Genomic DNA, 16,128 nt, shown 5'->3' on the forward strand with positions numbered 1-16,128 from the left:
TGTACCCTCATCCCTCGATACGCGAGAAATCCGCCACCGTGCGCGTTGCCTCGCGGATGGCATTGAGAAGCCGCAAACGGTTCCCGCGGAGGTCCGGATCCTCGGCATTCACCGTCACCTTGTCGAAGAATGCGTCCACAGCCGGGCGAAGCTCGGCCAGGGCCCGCATCGCGCCCTCGAAATCCTCACGCATCACATGCTCGCGAGCATGGGCGGAGGCGGCATCGAGGACCTCGAGCAGAACCTTCTCCTCGGGCAATCCGCGCTCATGGATGAGGTCGCGGTTCGGCGCCTCGGCATAGGGGCGCCCGTCCTTCTTTTCCTCGATGCGAAGAATGTTCGCCGCGCGGCGGAAGCCGGCGAGAAGATTGGCGCCATCCTCCGTGTCGAGGAAGTTCCCGAGGGCCTCGACGCGCCGGACGATCATGAGCAGGTCGTCCTGCCCCGGAAGCGCGAACACCGCATCGATGAGATCGTGCCGCGCTCCCTGGTCTCGGAGATAGACTTTCAGGCGGTCGGCGAAGAAGGAGAGAAGGTCCTTCGCATCGAAGTCAGCACCGAAGCCCTGCTCTCTCTGATTGCGATAGAGCTGCAGCCCTCCTTCGAACAGACCAAGTGCATTCAAACGAAGCCTATTTTCAACGACCAGGCGAATGATTCCGAGGGCGGCGCGGCGCAGCGCATAAGGATCCTTCGATCCCGTCGGCTTCTCGTCGATCGCCCAGAAGCCCACGAGAGTATCGAGCTTGTCCGCCACGGCGACAGAGACGGAAACCGGATCGGTCGGCACGCGGTCGGAGGGGCCGAGGGGCTTGTAATGCTCCTCGATGGCCGATGCGACGCTGACGGGTTCGCCCTGGATCGCCGCGTAGTAGCGGCCCATGAGACCCTGCAACTCGGGGAATTCTCCCACCATCTCGGTGACGAGGTCGGCCTTGGCGAGGCGCGCCGCGCGCTCGGCCTGGACAGGCTCGGCGCCGACGATGGGCGCGAGTTCCTTCGAAAGGACCGCAATCCGTTCCACGCGCTCGTATTGCGTGCCGAGCTTCTCGTGGAAGACGATGCTCTTCAGCTTTTCGAGCCGGTCTTCCAGCTTCACCCTCTGGTCCGTTTCCCAGAAGAACTTGGCGTCGGAGAGCCGTGCCCGCACCACGCGCTCGTTGCCGCCGACGATGGTCCTTCCGTCGTCCTTCGCCACGAGATTCGAAACGAGCACGAACCTGTTCGCGAGCTTGTCGGTGCGCGGGTCGAACAGCACGAAGCATTTCTGGTTGGCGCGGATCGTGGTGCGGATCACCTCCGGCGGGATGTCGAGGAAGGCTTCGTCGAAGGAACCCATCAGCACCACCGGCCATTCCACGAGGCCAGCGACCTCCTCCAGCAGGCCCTCGTCCTCGACGAGTTCGAGACCCTGCGCGAAGGCGAGGTCGCGGGCGTCGTGCAGGATGATGTCCTTGCGGCGCTCCGCATCGAGCACGACCTTGGCCCGTTCGAGGGACGGCGCGTAATCGTCGTAGCGGCGCACCCTGATCGACCCCGGCGCGAGGAACCGGTGGCCGTAGGTCACGTCTGCCGAGGCAATCCCATCGACCTCGAAACGCACCACCTCCGGCTCCTCCGTCTCGGGGCCGAAGGTGCAGAGGATGGATTTGAGGGGACGAACCCAGCGCAGCGAGCCCGGCTCACGGGAGGCCGCGCCCCAGCGCATGGATTTCGGCCACGGGAAGGTCCTGACGATCTGCGGAATGATCTCCGCCAGCACGTCCTGCGTCGGACGTCCCGGACGCTCGATCAGCGCCACGTAGAACTCGCCCTTCTTCGGGTCCTTCTCGATCCTGGCTTCGGCGAGGGAGGACAGCCCCGCGCTCTTCAGGAAGCCCTGGACCGCCGCCTCCGGCGCACCGACCCGGGGCCCCTTGCGCTCCTCGCGTACATCCTGCCCCTTCACGGGCAGGCCGACGATGTTGAGCGCCAGCCGCCGCGGCGTCGCGAAGGCCTGTGCCCCCTCATAGACGAAGCCCCGCTCCACGAGCGCGTCGGTGACGAGCTTCTTCAGATCCTCAGCGGCACGCCGCTGCATCCGGGCGGGAATTTCTTCGGAGAAGAGTTCGAGGAGAAGGTCGGGCATGGGAATTTGGATCTCAGGACTGGTGGGCTTGGGCAGCAGGCTGGTCGGTCACGACGCCCCCGCCCTCGGTCTTCAGCCACGCCGCGCCGCAGGCCTTGGCGAGTTCGCGGACGCGCAGGATGTAGCTCTGACGTTCCGTAACGGAAATCACGCCCCGCGCATCGAGCAGGTTGAAGACATGGCTCGCCTTGATCGCCTGATCGTAGGCGGGCTGGGCCATGAGGTGACGCTGGTCGTTCGCACCGGGCTTGGGCTCGCCGTCGGCCAGATACTTGCGGCAGGCGGCCTCCGCGTCGCGGAACTGGCGGAACAGCATCTCCGTATCGGCATACTCGAAATTGTGCCGGGAATATTCCTGCTCGGCCTGCTTGAAGATGTCCCCATAGGTCACCTTCTCATCGCCGTCACGGCCATTGAAGTTGAGGTCGTAGATCGACTCGACGCCCTGGAGATACATGGCGAGGCGCTCGAGCCCATAGGTCAATTCGCCCGCCACGGGCGCGACCTCGAAGCCCGCCACCTGCTGGAAGTAGGTGAACTGGGACACCTCCATGCCGTCGCACCAGCATTCCCAGCCGAGCCCCCAGGCGCCCAGCGTCGGGCTCTCCCAATCGTCCTCGACGAAGCGGATGTCATGCACAGCGGTGTCGATGCCGATGGCCTCCAGGGACTTCACATAGAGGTCCTGGATGTCCGGCGGGTTCGGCTTCAGGATCACCTGGAACTGATAATAGTGCTGGAGGCGGTTGGGGTTCTCCCCATAGCGCCCGTCCTTCGGGCGGCGGGAGGGCTGCACGTAAGCCGCGCGCCACGGCTTCGGCCCCAGGGCCCGCAGGGTCGTCGCCGGATGAAAGGTGCCCGCGCCCATCTCCATGTCATAGGGTTGGAGAATGACGCAGCCTTGGCTGGCCCAATATTGCTGGAGCGTCAGGATGAGGCCCTGGAAGGACCGCGCAGGATTCATATGCGCTTCATCGCTCGTCATGTCGGCGTCCGGTCTTGCTGATTGCGAGCCGAACCCTTGGGATGCAGGGCGGCGCAAGTCAAGGGTTGGGCTTTCCCTCTCATCGACCCCCAGGCCAGTCCGGGGCCGCGCCGTGGAGCCCAGCCCGCACGGCCACGCGAAGTGGGAGACCCATCACCGCGGAGGGTCCAGGATAAAGAGCGGCGGCTGTCGCCGCTCTCTATCCCGCATCCTGAGCGTTTATGGGTTCCGGGCCCTCGCACCGCTCGCCCCGGAATGGCAGGGATGGCACTAAAGCCCCAGCCTTGCCCAGGCGGCCCGCTCCTCCAGCACATCCAGCATCGCGGCCGGGTCGACCAGGCTTGTCTCGCCGAGAGCACGGCGGCCGAGCAGACGGCCGAGGAGCGGCGGCCTCGGTGGCTCGACCATCCGCAGTTGAACCTTCTCGCCGAAGCGCAGGCGCATGATCGTGCGGATATCCCCGATGCCATCCGCGAGTCCGAGGCGGACGGCTGGCTCGCCGACCCAGAAGGCGCCCGAGAAAAGGTCGCCGTTGCTCTCGTCGAGCTTCGCGCCGCGGCGGGAACGGACGAGGCCCACGAAGACGTCGTGGATCTCCCGCTGGAGGTCCTTCAGGCGCTCGACATCCCGCGGGTCCTCCGGCTGGAAGGGATCGAGCATCGCCTTCTTCTCGCCGGCCGTGTAGACGCGCCGCTCGATCCCGAAGCGCTCGATCAGCCGGTCGAACCCGAAGCCGGCGGAAACGACTCCGATCGAGCCGAGGATCGAGGACGGGTCGGCGAAGATCTCGTCGGCTGCGCAGGCGATCATGTAGCCGCCCGATGCCGCGGCGTCCTCCACGAAGGCATAGACCGGCAGCTTCTTCTCCTCCGCCAGGGCACGAATGCGCCTGAAGATGAGGTGCGACTGGGCCGGCGATCCGCCGGGTGAATTCACCACGATCGCCACCGCCTTGGCCCCGGGCATGGCAAAGGCGCGCTCCAGCACCGGAGCGACACTGGCGATGGAGAGCCCCGGCCGCAGAGGCATCATGGCGCCGATGGTCCCCGACAGCCTCACCACCGCCACCTGGGGTCGGCGGACCCGGAACCGGGCGGGAATGAGGAACTGAAGCCGTTCGGGCAGGCGCGAGATCAGGGAATCTTGAGTCATGAGGTCCCATGTAGTGCGACGGAATCAAAAGCGCCATCCGATGCCCCGGATGTGGCCAAGATGAACATTCCTTTAGGGAACCTGTCGGCCTGCGTTCAGTTAGGCTCCCTTAAACATTAGGTCCTAGAACAGCCCCGTTCGCAACTCTGTAACGGGCCGATGAAGTGCCCGAGCAAGGAGATTCACATGCGTCGATTTCTTTACGGCCTTTTTGGCGTGGCGGCCCTGGGGTTCGGTGCAGCAGTCACCGCCCAGCCCGCCTCGGCTCTGCCCTATAATCCCGGCTACCATGGGGGTCCCTTCGTCGAGACCGTTCAGTATTACGGACCACCGCGTGGCTATTATCGCCGCTGGCACCGTCCACCGCCGCGGTATGGCTATTATGGCCGGCCCTACCGCCCCGTTGCGCGCTGCTGGGTCCGCCCGGAGCGGGTGTGGAACGGCTATCGCTGGGTGACGCGACCGGTTCGGATCTGCCGCTGAGCCAGTCTTGCAAGCACGCCGGATAGGGCGCCTTCGGGCGCCCTTTTTCATGGGAGCGTGTTCATGGGAGCGTGGCCTCGCCGCGATGGATGGCGTCTGCGAGCGGCGTGAACCGCCCTATTGAATCGTGCAGCACCAGCGGCGGCGCGATCGTCAGCGGGGTCCTGCTGCCCTTCGTGCCCGAGAGAAGGACCCGAATCGCCGGCTGCTCGAAGGTCGGGTGAACGCACCGGATCTGCAGGCCGCCGAGCCTTCCGCCGATCGCTTCCAGGCATCCCGCGACCCGGTCGGCTCTATGGATGAGCACGAACCGTCCCTTCGGCTTGAGAAGGCCGATGCAGGTTCGAACCCACGCTTCCAACCCTCCGGCAGGGAGTGCGTGCGCGGCCGCCCTCCCCCGGTCGGGAGACAGGCGGGCCCGCCCCTCCTCCAGAAAGGGCGGGTTGGTGAGAACGAGATCGGCACTCTCGGGATGGAGGCCGGCGGCGCCGCGCGCCGCCCGGTCGAGGACGTCCACGACCGCCACCTCTCCGGCAACTCCATTGTCCTGGCAATTGCGCCGGCAGAGTTCCGCAAGCTCGGGATCGCGCTCCACGAAGACATAGCTGGCGTTTTTCTCCCGGGCCGCCACCATGAGGCCGACCGCGCCCGTGGAGGCTCCCACATCGACCACCCGATCGCCCGCCTCGACCCTCGCTGCCGCCGCGAGCAGCACCGCATCCGACCCGGCGCGATGGCCCTTTCGCGGCTGTATCAGGGACACATGCCCGTCGAGGAGCGAATCGGTCGTCGTCTCAAGCATGTCGCAGCTCGGTATCGAGACCCGCCTCGCGGATCAGGCGGCGCGCCTGAGCCTCATGATCTGCCGGAACCAGGATTCGCCTTGGAAAAGCACCGGTCATGCCCTCCAGCGCGCTCATATGCGCATCGGCGACGAGCACGGGGATATTGGCGTTTTCCAACAACGATTGTAGGAAGCCGATCAGAACGAGATCGCTGGTTCTCACGATTTCGACCATCGGCGCCGGGCTCCTCCTGCGACAAGCTTCGCATTGCAGCATGAGATCCGCCATGCCACGGTGTCTTGATATTCCTACCGGCCTGTCACGCCGGCAACCCGGGTTCTGAAACGTGGGCGTCGTCGTACCCTTCGAAGACAAGCATCCCGAGAGGAATGCGAGCATCGAGAAGCTCGTCTCTCTTGTGTCCTCGGACATGGAGCGCGTCAATGCGATGATCCTGTCGCGCACCGGCTCTGAGGTCACCATGATCCCGGAGGTGGCGACGCACCTCATCTCCTCCGGCGGCAAGCGCCTGCGCCCCATGCTCACCCTCGCGACCGCAGGTCTCGTCGGATACGAGGGCGACGGCCATGTGAAGCTCGCGGCGAGCGTCGAGTTCATGCACACCGCGACCCTGCTCCACGACGACGTGGTCGACGAGAGCGACATGCGCCGCGGCAAGATCGCGGCGCGCATCAAGTGGGGCAACGAGGCGAGCGTTCTGGTCGGCGACTTCCTGCTCGGCCAGGCCTTCCGCATGATGGTGGAGGTCGGCTCGCTGCGCGCCCTCGACATCCTCTCCGCCGCGGCGACGGTGATCGCCGAGGGCGAGGTCATGCAGCTCGCCGCAGCCAAGAACACCGAGACCACGGAGGACGAGTATCTCGCCGTGATCCGCGGCAAGACCGCGGAGCTCTTCGCGGCCGCCTGCGAGGTCGGGCCGGTGATCGCCAGCCGCTCGAAGGCGGAGCAGGCCGCATGCCGTTCCTACGGCATGAATCTCGGCATCGCCTTCCAGCTCGTGGACGATGTTCTCGATTACGGCGGCAAGGCCGCGACGCTCGGCAAGAATGTCGGCGACGATTTCCGGGAGGGGAAGATCACCCTGCCGGTGGTGCTCTCCTTCCGGCGCGGTTCGGACGAGGAGCGCGCCTTCTGGCGGCGTGCCCTGGAGCGTGGCGAGACCGAGGATTCGGATCTCGAACAGGCCATCGCCATCATGCGCCGTCACCGGGCGCTCGAGGATACCATCGAGCGTGCCCGCCATTACGGCGCCATGGCCCGGGACGCCCTCGCCCTCTTCCCGAACGGGCCCATGAAGCAGGCCCTGCTCGAGACGGTCGATTTCTGCATCGCCCGGGCGCATTGAGCGCCCGGCGGCCTCGTCTTTCAGGCGACCCCGCCGGAGAATTTTGCTCTCTTCTGCCTCGTTCTTTTAAAAGAACATTTTGATTGACATATCGACTTGTCCCCGGCATGTTCGTGCTGCTGACCGACGGCTTCGGGCCATCGCCAGCAGCGGCGATTTGAGACGAGCAGCTTGCCCCGCGTCACCAAAGGCTAAAGCGCCACGAAGCGTCCTTCGCCTCGTGGTTCACAGGATCGATGTGCCATGACGCGCCTTCTTGCCTCACGAATGCCGATGTCTTGTACGGGCTGTCGCCCCGTGCGGCTTCGCGGCGGCTGTCGCCTCCCGGCCTGATCCCCCTTCACTGTCCGAACCACACGCCGGCTTCATCCGAAGCCCGGACGAACTTTGCCTGAAAGGTCCCACCATGTTCGATTTCACCCGTCGCACCCTGCTGTCCGCCACTGTCGCGATCAGCGCCGTTCTGGCCGCCGCGCTGCCGGCTGCCGCCGACCAGACCATCAAGGTCGGCGTCATGTCCGGCGCCGAGGAAGAGGTTGCACAGGTCGTCAAGAAGGTCGCGGCAACCAAGGGGCTGAACGTGCAGCTCGTGCCATTCTCGGATTATGCCCTGGTCAACGAGGCCCTCGCCCGCGGCGACCTCGATGCCAATGCCTTCCAGCACAAGCCCTACCTCGATGCGCAGATCGCGGCGCGTGGCTACAAGATCGTCCCCGTGGGTTTCACCTTCGTGCAGCCGATCGGGCTCTATTCCAAGAAGCTGAAGGCGGTGGCGGATCTGCCCAAAGGTGCCAGGATCGGCATTCCCAACGATCCCAGCAACGGCGGTCGCGCCCTCAACCTTCTCGCCGCCGAGGGCCTGATCAAGCTGAAGGCTGGCACGGGATTGTCGCCGACCCTGCTCAACATCGCCGAGAACCCGAAGGGCATCGTCGTCTCCGAACTCGACGCGGCGCAGCTCCCCCGCGCCCTGCCCGATCTCGACGCAGCCGTGATCAACACCGACCATGCGATCAATGCCGGCCTCGACATCCGCAAGGATACGATCGCCGTGGAGAAGCGGGAGGGCAATCCCTACGCGAATTTCGTCGCCGCCCGCCTGGGCGAGGAGAACCGCGCGGAGATCAAGACCTTCGTCGCGTCCTACCAGTCGCCGGAGGTGGCAACCTTCCTCGACACCCGCTTCAAGGGCGCCATCATTCCGGCGTGGTAACCGCGAGCAGGGCATCGCAGGAGAACATCCCAGGAATGGCCGGGCTTGCCCCGGCCGTTTGCCGTACGCCCCTCTTACCCTGTCCTTCCCGGGCGAGTCGGCGGAGCCCGACCCGAAGGGCCGTCCCGGAATCGCGTCACATCTCTTCCCAAGCGCCGCGCTCTCGGGCATGAACCCCCCATGCCACGGCCTCTCGCGACCCGCGCCCCCGCCAAGATCAATCTGACACTTCACGTCCTTGGACGGCGGGCGGATGGCTATCACGAGCTGGAAAGCCTTGTCGCCTTCGCCGGCACCGGGGACGACCTTCGGCTCGCGCCCGGCGGGACGCTTGGTCTCCGGGTGAGCGGACCGACGGCGGGTCTTGCCGGAAGCGGTTCCGACAATCTCGTGCTGAAGGCGTCCCGCCTCCTTGCGGAACGGGTCGAGGGACTTCGCCTCGGCGTGTTCCACCTGACAAAGAGACTGCCCGTAGCCGCCGGGATCGGCGGCGGGTCCTCCGATGCGGCGGCGGCCCTGCGGCTCCTTGCCCGGCTGAATGGCCTGCCCCTGTCCCATCCGGCCCTGCGGGACGCGGCCCGCCTCACGGGCGCGGACGTGCCCGTCTGTCTGGAACCGCGGGCGCGCATGATGCGGGGAGCCGGGGAAACGCTCGGCCCGGCTCTCCGGCTGCCGAGTCTCTTCGCCATCCTGGTCAACCCGGGCGTTCCCGTCGAGACCCCCCAGGTCTTCAAGGGGTTGCGGTTGGAGCCTGGGCAGCCTTTCGCGGGCGAGCCGCATCCGGATCCTGCGGCGGTCTCGGGAGAGGCGCCCTTCGCGGCCCTGAAAGCGGCCCGCAACGATCTGGAGCCGCCGGCCCGTGCGCTCCAGCCCCTGATCGCGGAAGCGCTCGGGTTGCTTTCGGAGAATCCGGGCTGCCGCCTCGCGCGCATGTCCGGCTCCGGCGCGACGGTCTTCGGTCTTTATGACGCCCCCCGCGCGGCAGAGGAAGCGGCACAATCCATTCGGCGGCAGCGGCCGCAATGGTGGATCCGGGCGACACGTTTGCGGTAACCGCTTCGCCATCATACCAGAGCGGCACCATCATTCCGGGACACGCAAAAAAATGGCCGGGACATGCCCGGCCATGAGGAAGATCGCCGTGAGACCTAGCCGCCGCTCTCCGAAGCCGCCTCCGGCTTCGGTGCGGGCGCCGCTTCCCCATCGACCTTGGCCTCGTCCATGCCGTTGTCGATCTTCTTGAGGATGTTGATGAGGTCGTCGTGCTCCGGATTGGAATCCTTCGCATGGTTCCACTGGAACTTGGCCTCGAGCTTGCGCCCGGTCTTCCAATAGGCATCGCCGAGGTGATCGTTGATCACCGGATCGCCGGCCTTCAGTTCCACGGCCTTCTCGAGTTCGCGCACCGCGTCGTCATAGCGTCCCATGCGGTAATAGGCCCAGCCGAGGGAATCGATGACCATGCCGTCCCGAGGGGCGAGTTCGACCGCCCGGGTCAGCATCTTGAAGGCCTCGTCGATATTCTCGTTCCGGTCGACCCAGGAATAGGCGAGGTAGTTGAGGACCTGCGCCTTACCCTGCGGCAGGGTGTCGGGAACCAGCTCCAGGGCCTTCTTGAGATCGGCCTCAGCCTTGTCCCACTGCTTGGCGCGCTCATAGGACGTGCCGCGGTAGAAGAACAGGATCCAGTGCCCGCGCGTCGGGGTGCCGACGAGCTTGATGGCCTTGTCGTAGCTCTCGGCGGCTTCCGCGAACTGCTTGCGCGAACGCTGCACGTTGCCGAGCGCCATGACCACCTCGACCTCGTCGGGGTGCTTTTCCATCAGGGCCTTGAGATGGCTCTCCGCCTCGGCGCTGCGGCCGAGAAGCTCATAGTTCTGGCCGATGGCGATGTCGGCGCTGGTACGGACGGGTGCATCCTTCGGCACGCGGCTGAAGACGGCGTTCGCCTGATCGTACTGCTTCAGACGCTCATAGACGTCGCCGAGCGTGACAAGGGCGAGGGCATGGCTCGGGTCGAGATCGAGGCCAAGGCGCAGATAGATGATGGCGGTCAGCTCGTCGCCCTGGCTGTTGCCGACGACGCCGAGGCCATACAGCAACTCGGCGGCCCCTTCCTGGGCGGTCGTCACGGTGGGCCCGAGGGGCTTGCCGTCCTTCAGCGCGGCCATCGCCGCGCGCACGGCCGGATGGCGGGGCACTGTCTCGTCGAAGGTCTTGTAGATCGACAGCGCCTCGTCGCGTCGGCCACGCTTGGCCAGGAAACGGGCGTAGGCATCGACGACCTGAAGAGTGTTGCGTTCGCCCTCATAGGCGGCCTTGAAGCGTTTTTCGGCCTCGGCCGCATTGCCGGTCACGTCAGCGATCAGGGCGGCATGGTACTCGCGGAACTGGTTGAAGGCGCGCTCGCTCTTGAGCTTGTCCACCGTCGCCAGCGCCTGCTTGCCATCCTTGGCGCCCGCAAAGGCCCAGGCCGTCAGGAGCGTCGCGGTCAGATCGGCCGGGCGGCCCTTGACCGCCAGCTTGGCGCGCGCGTCGCCGTATTTCTTGGCCTTGAGCGACTGAACCGCCAGGGCGAACCGCGCGAGGTTGTTGGAGCCGTCACGGGTGGAGAGGCGTTCCGCCGCGCGGTAGGCCTCCGGCATGGAACCGTTGGCCAGGAAGGCGACGAAGGCGCGCTCCATGAGCTCCTGATTGCGCGGATCCTCCTGGATCGCCTCCCGGAAGAAGGTCGTCGCCGCCGCCGTGTCATGAGCCGTGCCGGCCACATAGGCGGCGAGGTAGTTCCCCTCCAGGCTCTGCGCCGGCTGCAAGGTCTCATTCGGATCCGTACTGGCCGCGAGAACGGGGGCCGCCAGAAGGCTGGCGGCTGCGAACACAAGCGCGGGCAGGCCCCTGCGGGCCATGGACATGTTAAAGGTTGGCACTCAGTGCTGCTCCAATCATCGCGCATCCGGGGGAAGGTTCCCGGAGAGATGTGCGCCAAATCAGGCCGGAGAATGGCGTCTCCCTCATCCGGCGGCAAGGGGAACATTGCCGCTGGTCGAGGTCTCGTGAAGAAAGATCCGTTGCGACGGACACGCTTCTGTCATTGCGGACTTGCCTGCCGGCACTCCGGAATGATGGGGGGAAGACCTGGGAACAGGAAGGTCCGGGAACAACGGGAGTTTACATATTCACGTAGTTCGGCCCGCCGCCGCCCTCGGGGGTGACCCAGTTGATGTTCTGGTTGGGGTCCTTGATGTCGCACGTCTTGCAGTGGACGCAGTTCTGGGCGTTGATCTGGTAGCGCACACCGCCCTCGCCCTCGACCCACTCGTAGACACCCGCCGGGCAGTAACGCTGCGAGGGGCCGCCATAGACGTCGTGCTCGGACGCCTTCTGCAGGCCCATGTCCTTGACCTTGAGATGGACCGGCTGGTCCTCCTCGTGGTTGGTGTTCGACAGAAACACGGAGGACAGCCGGTCGAAGGTCAGGACCCCGTCCGGGCGGTCATACTTGATCGGCTTCACCTGGGAGACCGGCAGGAGGCTCTCGTGGTCGGGCTTGCCGTGCTTCAAGGTGCCGAAGAGCGAGGCGCCGAACAGCTGCGCCATCCACATGTCGAGGCCGCCGAGCGCCACGCCCACGGCCGTGCCATAGCGCGACCAGAGCGGCTTGACGTTGCGAACGCGCTTGAGATCGGAACCGATGGGCGAGGCGCGCCAGCTTTCCTCATACGAAGCCACCTCATCGTGAGCGCGGCCCGCCTGCAGGGCGTCGAAGACATGGTCGGCGCAGAGCATGCCGGACAGGATGGCGTTATGGCTCCCCTTGATGCGCGGCACGTTGACGAAGCCGGCGGAATCGCCCACCAGGCAGCCGCCCGGGAAGGTCAGGCGCGGCACCGATTGCCAGCCGCCCTCCATGATGGCGCGCGCGCCATAGCCGATGCGCTTTCCGCCCTCGAACACGTCGCGCACCATCGGATGCGTCTTGAAGCGCTGGAACTCGTCGAAGGGCGACAGGGTCGGGTTCTTATAGTTGAGATGAACCACGAAGCCGACCGAGACCAGATTGTCGTCGAAATGGTACAGCCAGGAGCCGCCGCCGGCGTTGTTCGGCAGCGGCCAGCCCATGGAATGGCGCACCAGGCCCGGCTGGAACTTCTCCGGCCTGACCTGCCAGAGCTCCTTGATGCCGATGCCGTATTTCTGGTGGTCGCGACCCATGTTGAGGCTGTAACGATCGACCATCTGCTTGGTCAGCGAGCCGCGGGCGCCCTCGCCGAAGATCGTGTATCTGGCGCGCAGCTCCATGCCGCGGGTGAAATTGGCGTTCGGCTCGCCGTTGCGTCCGACACCCATATCGCCGGTGGCGACCCCGACGACCTTGCCGTCCTCGATCAGGACCTCCGCCGCCGGGAACCCCGGATAGATCTCGACGCCGAGCTCCTCCGCCTTACGGCCGAGATAGCGGGCGACATTGCCGAGCGAGCCGACGAAATTGCCGTGATTGTTCATCAGCTTGGGCATGAACACGTTGGGCAGCCGCACGCCGCCCGCATGGCCCAGATACAGGAACTCGTCGGCGGTCACCTCGGTCTTGAGGGGACGATCCGGATCGGAGCGCCACTCGGGCAACAGGGCATCGAGGCCGATGGGATCGATCACGGCGCCGGAGAGGATATGGGCGCCGACCTCGGAGCCTTTCTCGACCACGACCACGGAAACATCGCTCCCGCGCGCGGTGGCGTCCTGCTTGAGGCGGATGGCCGTTGCCAGGCCCGCAGGACCGGCGCCGACGATGACGACGTCGAACTCCATCGATTCACGGGCAGGCAGATCGGCCATTTTGCATTCTCCTGATACGCGCTTCGGACCCGGATGGTTCATACATGAACCATCCGGGCGACTTTCTCAAATACGACCTAAAGCCAGACGCATTCCTAGCTTCATTGCCATGATGCTGAAAGTTCTGTTTCAGCATGAAGTTATGCTTAAATCTCCACTTGCTCCCAAAATTGGGAACATGTATGAATTCTCCATGCTTGTGATCGGCACTTCGAGACTCGAAGCCTATTGGACCTCCCACCCTGAGGCGAAGGCCCCACTGGAAGCTCTCAACGCTCTTCTGTCGGCTGCCCAGTGGCGCAACGTCAGTGAAATGCTGCGGCAGTGGCCGGCGATTGCCCGCCAGGAGAAGGACAGTATCAGGCTCACCCTTTCGGAAGAGGGATGCGAGGTTCTCGTCCGGATCAACTTCACCCGTGAGATCGCGCAGATTCAAGCCGTACATCCCTTCACGCCCCATGGAGCAATCAGCGATGGCTGTCAGTGTGCAACCTATCCGCTCTCCAGCGGATTACGAGCAAGCCCTGCGTGAAATCGAAACGCTCATGAACGCCGAACCGGGATCCCCCGAGGAAGACCGGCTCGAGGTCCTGGCTGCTCTTGTGGCCGCCTATGAGGCAAGGCAGGGCGGCAACAGAGTCGCCGACCCGATCAATATCCTCCAGCTCACGCTCCGCGCTCAGGGCAAGGGTCAGAAGCACGTGGCTGCCGCACTCGGCTCACGCTCCCGCGCCTCCGAGATTCTGAGTCGTAAGCGATACTTGTCGGCGGACATGATCGAGAAACTGTCCCAGGCCTTTGCCATCCCCGCGCATCTTCTGGCGACGCCCTACGAGCTTGCAACCGCTCGGCTGCGCCGGATCCTCGTCGGCGGCGCGGCGGCAACCGCCCTCCTGATCGGATCTGCGATCGCCGGCACAGCCATGCTCCTCTCGCATTATGGGCAGGATCTGCCGGATGTGGCATCGCTCGCCACCTATCAGCCGCCCAATGTGATGAGGACCGATTTTGCTGGACGCGTTGTGGAGCGGCGAATCTTCATTCCGCTCTCTCAGATTCCGCCCCATGTGGTGAAGGCCTTCCTCGCGGCGGAGGATCAGGATTTTTACGACCATGGCGGGGTCAGCACCCGTGCCATCCTGCGGGCGGCACTCCACAATCTCGCCACGCTCGGCGTCGATCCCGCGGGCGGCAGCACGATCAGTCAGCAGGTCGCGAAGAACGTGCTCCTGCCGGGCAAGCCCCGTTCCCTCGAGCGCAAGGTCAAGGAAGTCATCCTCGCCCGGCGGATCGAGGCCAATCTGTCGAAGGACCGGATCCTCGAGATCTACCTGAACCAGATCTATTTCGGCGGAAGCGCCTACGGCATCGCTGCTGCGGCGAGCGCCTATTTCGGCAAGCCCGTGGCGGATCTGACTCTCGCGGAGGCCGCCTACTTGGCGGCGCTGCCGAAAGCGCCGAACGATTATCGTCTCGACATGGCCGAGAATCGCGGCCGGGCCAAGGTGCGGCGCGACTGGGTCCTTGCCCGCATGGCCGACGACGGGCTGATTACGACCTCGGCCGCCTATCTCGCGGCGGACGAACCCTTGGTCATCGAAAACTGACGAGCAGGAAACGGGTTGATCGCGACGCGAACGCGTCCATGATGGGCTGCACAGGCGGATGTGGCCGCCCATGTCCCCGGCGGGGTCGCCCCGGAGCAGCCCGACAGGAGCGGCGATCATGACAGACCAGGCCTTCACGCTTTTCGAGACATCGATCGGCACCTGCGGACTGGCCTGGAACGGCCGTGGTATTGTCGGCTTCCAGCTTCCGGAAGCCCATGGCGGCGCAACCCGCAATCGCATCGCCCGCCGCTTTCCCGGCGCCGTCGAGACCCCGCCCCCGCCTGCGATCCGCGACCTCATCCTGGACATCGTCGCCCTCCTGAAAGGCGAAGCCCGCGACCTCTCTGCCGCCGTTCTCGACATGGACGGCGTGCCCGACATGCACAGGCGGGTTTACGAGGTCGCACGGAGCATTCCGCCCGGTCGGACACTGACCTACGGGGAGATTGCCGCCCGGCTCGGAATCGACGATGCCCGGACCATCGGCCAGGCCCTGGGGCGCAATCCGTTCGCAATCATCGTGCCGTGCCATCGGGTCGTCGCAGCCGGCGGCAAGCTCGGCGGTTTTTCTGCGACCGGTGGCAGCGCCACCAAGCGTAGGCTCCTCGAGATCGAGGGTGCGAGGCGTGACGACGGCCCGACGCTGTTCGATCTCATGGCCTGAGGTCCGGCCCCACGCCCCTTGGGGCGGTTTGTGTTGTCCGCGCCATGGAGGATGCTTACATAGGCTCCATGGATATGTCCCCCGACCGCGACGCCCTTCAGGCGCTCCTCGACTTTCATGTCGAGGCGGGGGTGGATCTTGCCCTAGACGAAACCCCGCACAACCGCTTCGCGGAGGCCTCCCCGACGGCGCTGCCCGAACAACGCCCGGCAGCGGAGCCGCGGGCCGCGCAGCCGCGGCAGAACCCGGTTCCCGCTACCCCAGCCCGCCCCCTGCCGCAGGCAGCCGCCGGAACGCCCGAGGACGCGGCACATCTGGCCCGCGAACTGGCCCGCCATGCGACGACGCTCGGGGAACTGGAGGGTTTGCTTGCCACGTTCGAGGGCTGCGCGCTCAAGTTCAGCGCCAAGAACCTCGCCTTCGCCGACGGCAACCCCGAAGGACGGGTCATGCTGGTGGGAGAAGCACCCGGCGCTGACGAGGATCGGATCGGAAAGCCGTTCATGGGCCGCTCCGGCCAACTCCTCGACCGGATGCTCGCGGCGATCGGCCTGAACCGTACCCAGGTCTATGTTGCGAACATCGTACCCTGGCGGCCACCCGGCAACCGCACGCCGACGCCGCAGGAAGTGGCGATCTGCAAGCCGTTCATCGCCCGACAGATCGAGCTCGCGAACCCCGATTTCCTGCTCTGCCTGGGCGGTCCCGCGGCGCAGAACCTGCTCGACATCAAGGACGGGATCCTACGCACGCGCGGGCGCTGGTTCACGTACCGGACCGAAGACGGACGCGAGATCAAGACGCTCCCGACTCTGCATCCGGCCTATCTCCTGCGCCAGCCCCTGCAGAAGCGGCTTGGCTGGCGGGATTTCCAGGCCCTGCGCCGGGCGCTCGACGGAAAGGAATAGG

At 65.6% G+C, this 16,128-nt stretch carries 15 protein-coding genes; 8 read left to right on the forward strand and 7 right to left on the reverse strand.

Annotated elements, in window-relative coordinates:
• Nucleotides 1–7 precede the first annotated feature (7 nt).
• The 3 genes from glyS to AC522E_RS14250 all read right to left on the reverse strand — a co-directional run bounded on the left by glyS (nt 8) and on the right by AC522E_RS14250 (nt 4,265).
• A complete protein-coding gene (gene glyS, locus AC522E_RS14240) occupies nt 8–2,128 on the reverse strand; it encodes a glycine--tRNA ligase subunit beta (RefSeq protein WP_500746914.1) in 2,121 nt (706 codons plus the stop codon).
• Between the two features lie 13 nt (nt 2,129–2,141).
• Nucleotides 2,142–3,113, reverse strand: a complete 972-nt coding sequence (locus tag AC522E_RS14245; RefSeq protein WP_500746915.1) for a glycine--tRNA ligase subunit alpha — start codon at nt 3,111–3,113, stop codon at nt 2,142–2,144.
• Nucleotides 3,114–3,383: 270 nt separating this feature from the next.
• Entirely contained in the window at nt 3,384–4,265 is an 882-nt protein-coding gene (locus AC522E_RS14250; RefSeq protein WP_500746916.1) for a S49 family peptidase, read from the reverse strand.
• 186 nt (nt 4,266–4,451) lie between these two features.
• Between AC522E_RS14250 and AC522E_RS14255 the strand changes: the two genes are divergently transcribed.
• The gene (locus AC522E_RS14255; protein WP_500746917.1) at nt 4,452–4,748 is read left to right on the forward strand and encodes a hypothetical protein; all 297 of its coding nucleotides are present in this window, start codon (nt 4,452–4,454) and stop codon (nt 4,746–4,748) included.
• 61 nt (nt 4,749–4,809) lie between these two features.
• Here the strand turns inward: AC522E_RS14255 and AC522E_RS14260 are convergent, their stop codons facing one another.
• Both AC522E_RS14260 and AC522E_RS14265 read right to left on the reverse strand, forming a co-directional pair.
• Entirely contained in the window at nt 4,810–5,550 is a 741-nt protein-coding gene (locus tag AC522E_RS14260; RefSeq protein ID WP_500746918.1) for a tRNA1(Val) (adenine(37)-N6)-methyltransferase, read from the reverse strand.
• Nucleotides 5,543–5,767, reverse strand: coding sequence for a putative signal transducing protein (locus AC522E_RS14265; protein ID WP_500746919.1), 225 nt, complete (start codon nt 5,765–5,767; stop codon nt 5,543–5,545). Before AC522E_RS14265 ends, AC522E_RS14260 begins: the two co-directional genes overlap by 8 nt.
• 112 nt (nt 5,768–5,879) lie before the next feature.
• On the opposite strand from AC522E_RS14265, the gene AC522E_RS14270 reads away from it, so the two are divergent.
• The 3 genes from AC522E_RS14270 to AC522E_RS14280 all read left to right on the forward strand — a co-directional run bounded on the left by AC522E_RS14270 (nt 5,880) and on the right by AC522E_RS14280 (nt 9,165).
• A complete protein-coding gene (locus tag AC522E_RS14270) occupies nt 5,880–6,899 on the forward strand; it encodes a polyprenyl synthetase family protein (protein ID WP_500746920.1) in 1,020 nt (339 codons plus the stop codon).
• A gap of 406 nt (nt 6,900–7,305) precedes the next feature.
• A complete protein-coding gene (locus tag AC522E_RS14275; protein ID WP_500746921.1) occupies nt 7,306–8,112 on the forward strand; it encodes a MetQ/NlpA family ABC transporter substrate-binding protein in 807 nt (268 codons plus the stop codon).
• Between the two features lie 180 nt (nt 8,113–8,292).
• Nucleotides 8,293–9,165 carry a 4-(cytidine 5'-diphospho)-2-C-methyl-D-erythritol kinase gene (locus tag AC522E_RS14280; RefSeq protein WP_500746922.1) on the forward strand — a complete coding sequence of 291 codons (873 nt, stop codon included), beginning with the start codon at nt 8,293–8,295 and terminating at the stop codon, nt 9,163–9,165.
• A gap of 95 nt (nt 9,166–9,260) precedes the next feature.
• Here the strand turns inward: AC522E_RS14280 and AC522E_RS14285 are convergent, their stop codons facing one another.
• Complete coding sequence (locus tag AC522E_RS14285; RefSeq protein WP_500746923.1) at nt 9,261–11,039, reverse strand: tetratricopeptide repeat protein; 1,779 nt, start codon at nt 11,037–11,039, stop codon at nt 9,261–9,263.
• Nucleotides 11,040–11,280: 241 nt separating this feature from the next.
• Complete coding sequence (locus AC522E_RS14290; protein ID WP_500746924.1) at nt 11,281–12,945, reverse strand: electron transfer flavoprotein-ubiquinone oxidoreductase; 1,665 nt, start codon at nt 12,943–12,945, stop codon at nt 11,281–11,283.
• Between the two features lie 109 nt (nt 12,946–13,054).
• Between AC522E_RS14290 and AC522E_RS14295 the strand changes: the two genes are divergently transcribed.
• The 4 genes from AC522E_RS14295 (at nt 13,055) to AC522E_RS14310 (ending at nt 16,127) form a co-directional block, all read left to right on the forward strand.
• On the forward strand, nt 13,055–13,477 hold the full coding sequence (locus AC522E_RS14295; RefSeq protein WP_500746925.1) for a type II toxin-antitoxin system HigB family toxin: 423 nt from the start codon (nt 13,055–13,057) through the stop codon (nt 13,475–13,477).
• Nucleotides 13,478–13,490: 13 nt separating this feature from the next.
• On the forward strand, nt 13,491–14,552 hold the full coding sequence (locus tag AC522E_RS14300; RefSeq protein WP_500746926.1) for a helix-turn-helix domain-containing protein: 1,062 nt from the start codon (nt 13,491–13,493) through the stop codon (nt 14,550–14,552).
• Between the two features lie 118 nt (nt 14,553–14,670).
• A complete protein-coding gene (locus AC522E_RS14305; protein WP_500746927.1) occupies nt 14,671–15,219 on the forward strand; it encodes a methylated-DNA--[protein]-cysteine S-methyltransferase in 549 nt (182 codons plus the stop codon).
• A gap of 68 nt (nt 15,220–15,287) precedes the next feature.
• Nucleotides 15,288–16,127 carry a uracil-DNA glycosylase gene (locus AC522E_RS14310; protein WP_500746928.1) on the forward strand — a complete coding sequence of 280 codons (840 nt, stop codon included), beginning with the start codon at nt 15,288–15,290 and terminating at the stop codon, nt 16,125–16,127.
• The last annotated feature ends 1 nt before the right edge of the window (nt 16,128 follow it).

The sequence above is a fragment of the Microvirga sp. BF8 genome (assembly GCF_059888585.1).

Coding starts and splice junctions, on each gene's coding strand:
- glyS (WP_500746914.1), bottom strand. CDS start 2,128: ATGCCCGACCTTCTCCTCGAACTCTTCTCCGAAGAAATTCCCGCCCGG.
- AC522E_RS14245 (WP_500746915.1), bottom strand. CDS start 3,113: ATGACGAGCGATGAAGCGCATATGAATCCTGCGCGGTCCTTCCAGGGC.
- AC522E_RS14250 (WP_500746916.1), bottom strand. CDS start 4,265: ATGACTCAAGATTCCCTGATCTCGCGCCTGCCCGAACGGCTTCAGTTC.
- AC522E_RS14255 (WP_500746917.1), top strand. CDS start 4,452: ATGCGTCGATTTCTTTACGGCCTTTTTGGCGTGGCGGCCCTGGGGTTC.
- AC522E_RS14260 (WP_500746918.1), bottom strand. CDS start 5,550: ATGCTTGAGACGACGACCGATTCGCTCCTCGACGGGCATGTGTCCCTG.
- AC522E_RS14265 (WP_500746919.1), bottom strand. CDS start 5,767: ATGGTCGAAATCGTGAGAACCAGCGATCTCGTTCTGATCGGCTTCCTA.
- AC522E_RS14275 (WP_500746921.1), top strand. CDS start 7,306: ATGTTCGATTTCACCCGTCGCACCCTGCTGTCCGCCACTGTCGCGATC.
- AC522E_RS14280 (WP_500746922.1), top strand. CDS start 8,293: ATGCCACGGCCTCTCGCGACCCGCGCCCCCGCCAAGATCAATCTGACA.
- AC522E_RS14290 (WP_500746924.1), bottom strand. CDS start 12,945: ATGGCCGATCTGCCTGCCCGTGAATCGATGGAGTTCGACGTCGTCATC.
- AC522E_RS14295 (WP_500746925.1), top strand. CDS start 13,055: ATGATGCTGAAAGTTCTGTTTCAGCATGAAGTTATGCTTAAATCTCCA.
- AC522E_RS14300 (WP_500746926.1), top strand. CDS start 13,491: ATGAACGCCGAACCGGGATCCCCCGAGGAAGACCGGCTCGAGGTCCTG.
- AC522E_RS14305 (WP_500746927.1), top strand. CDS start 14,671: ATGACAGACCAGGCCTTCACGCTTTTCGAGACATCGATCGGCACCTGC.
- AC522E_RS14310 (WP_500746928.1), top strand. CDS start 15,288: ATGGATATGTCCCCCGACCGCGACGCCCTTCAGGCGCTCCTCGACTTT.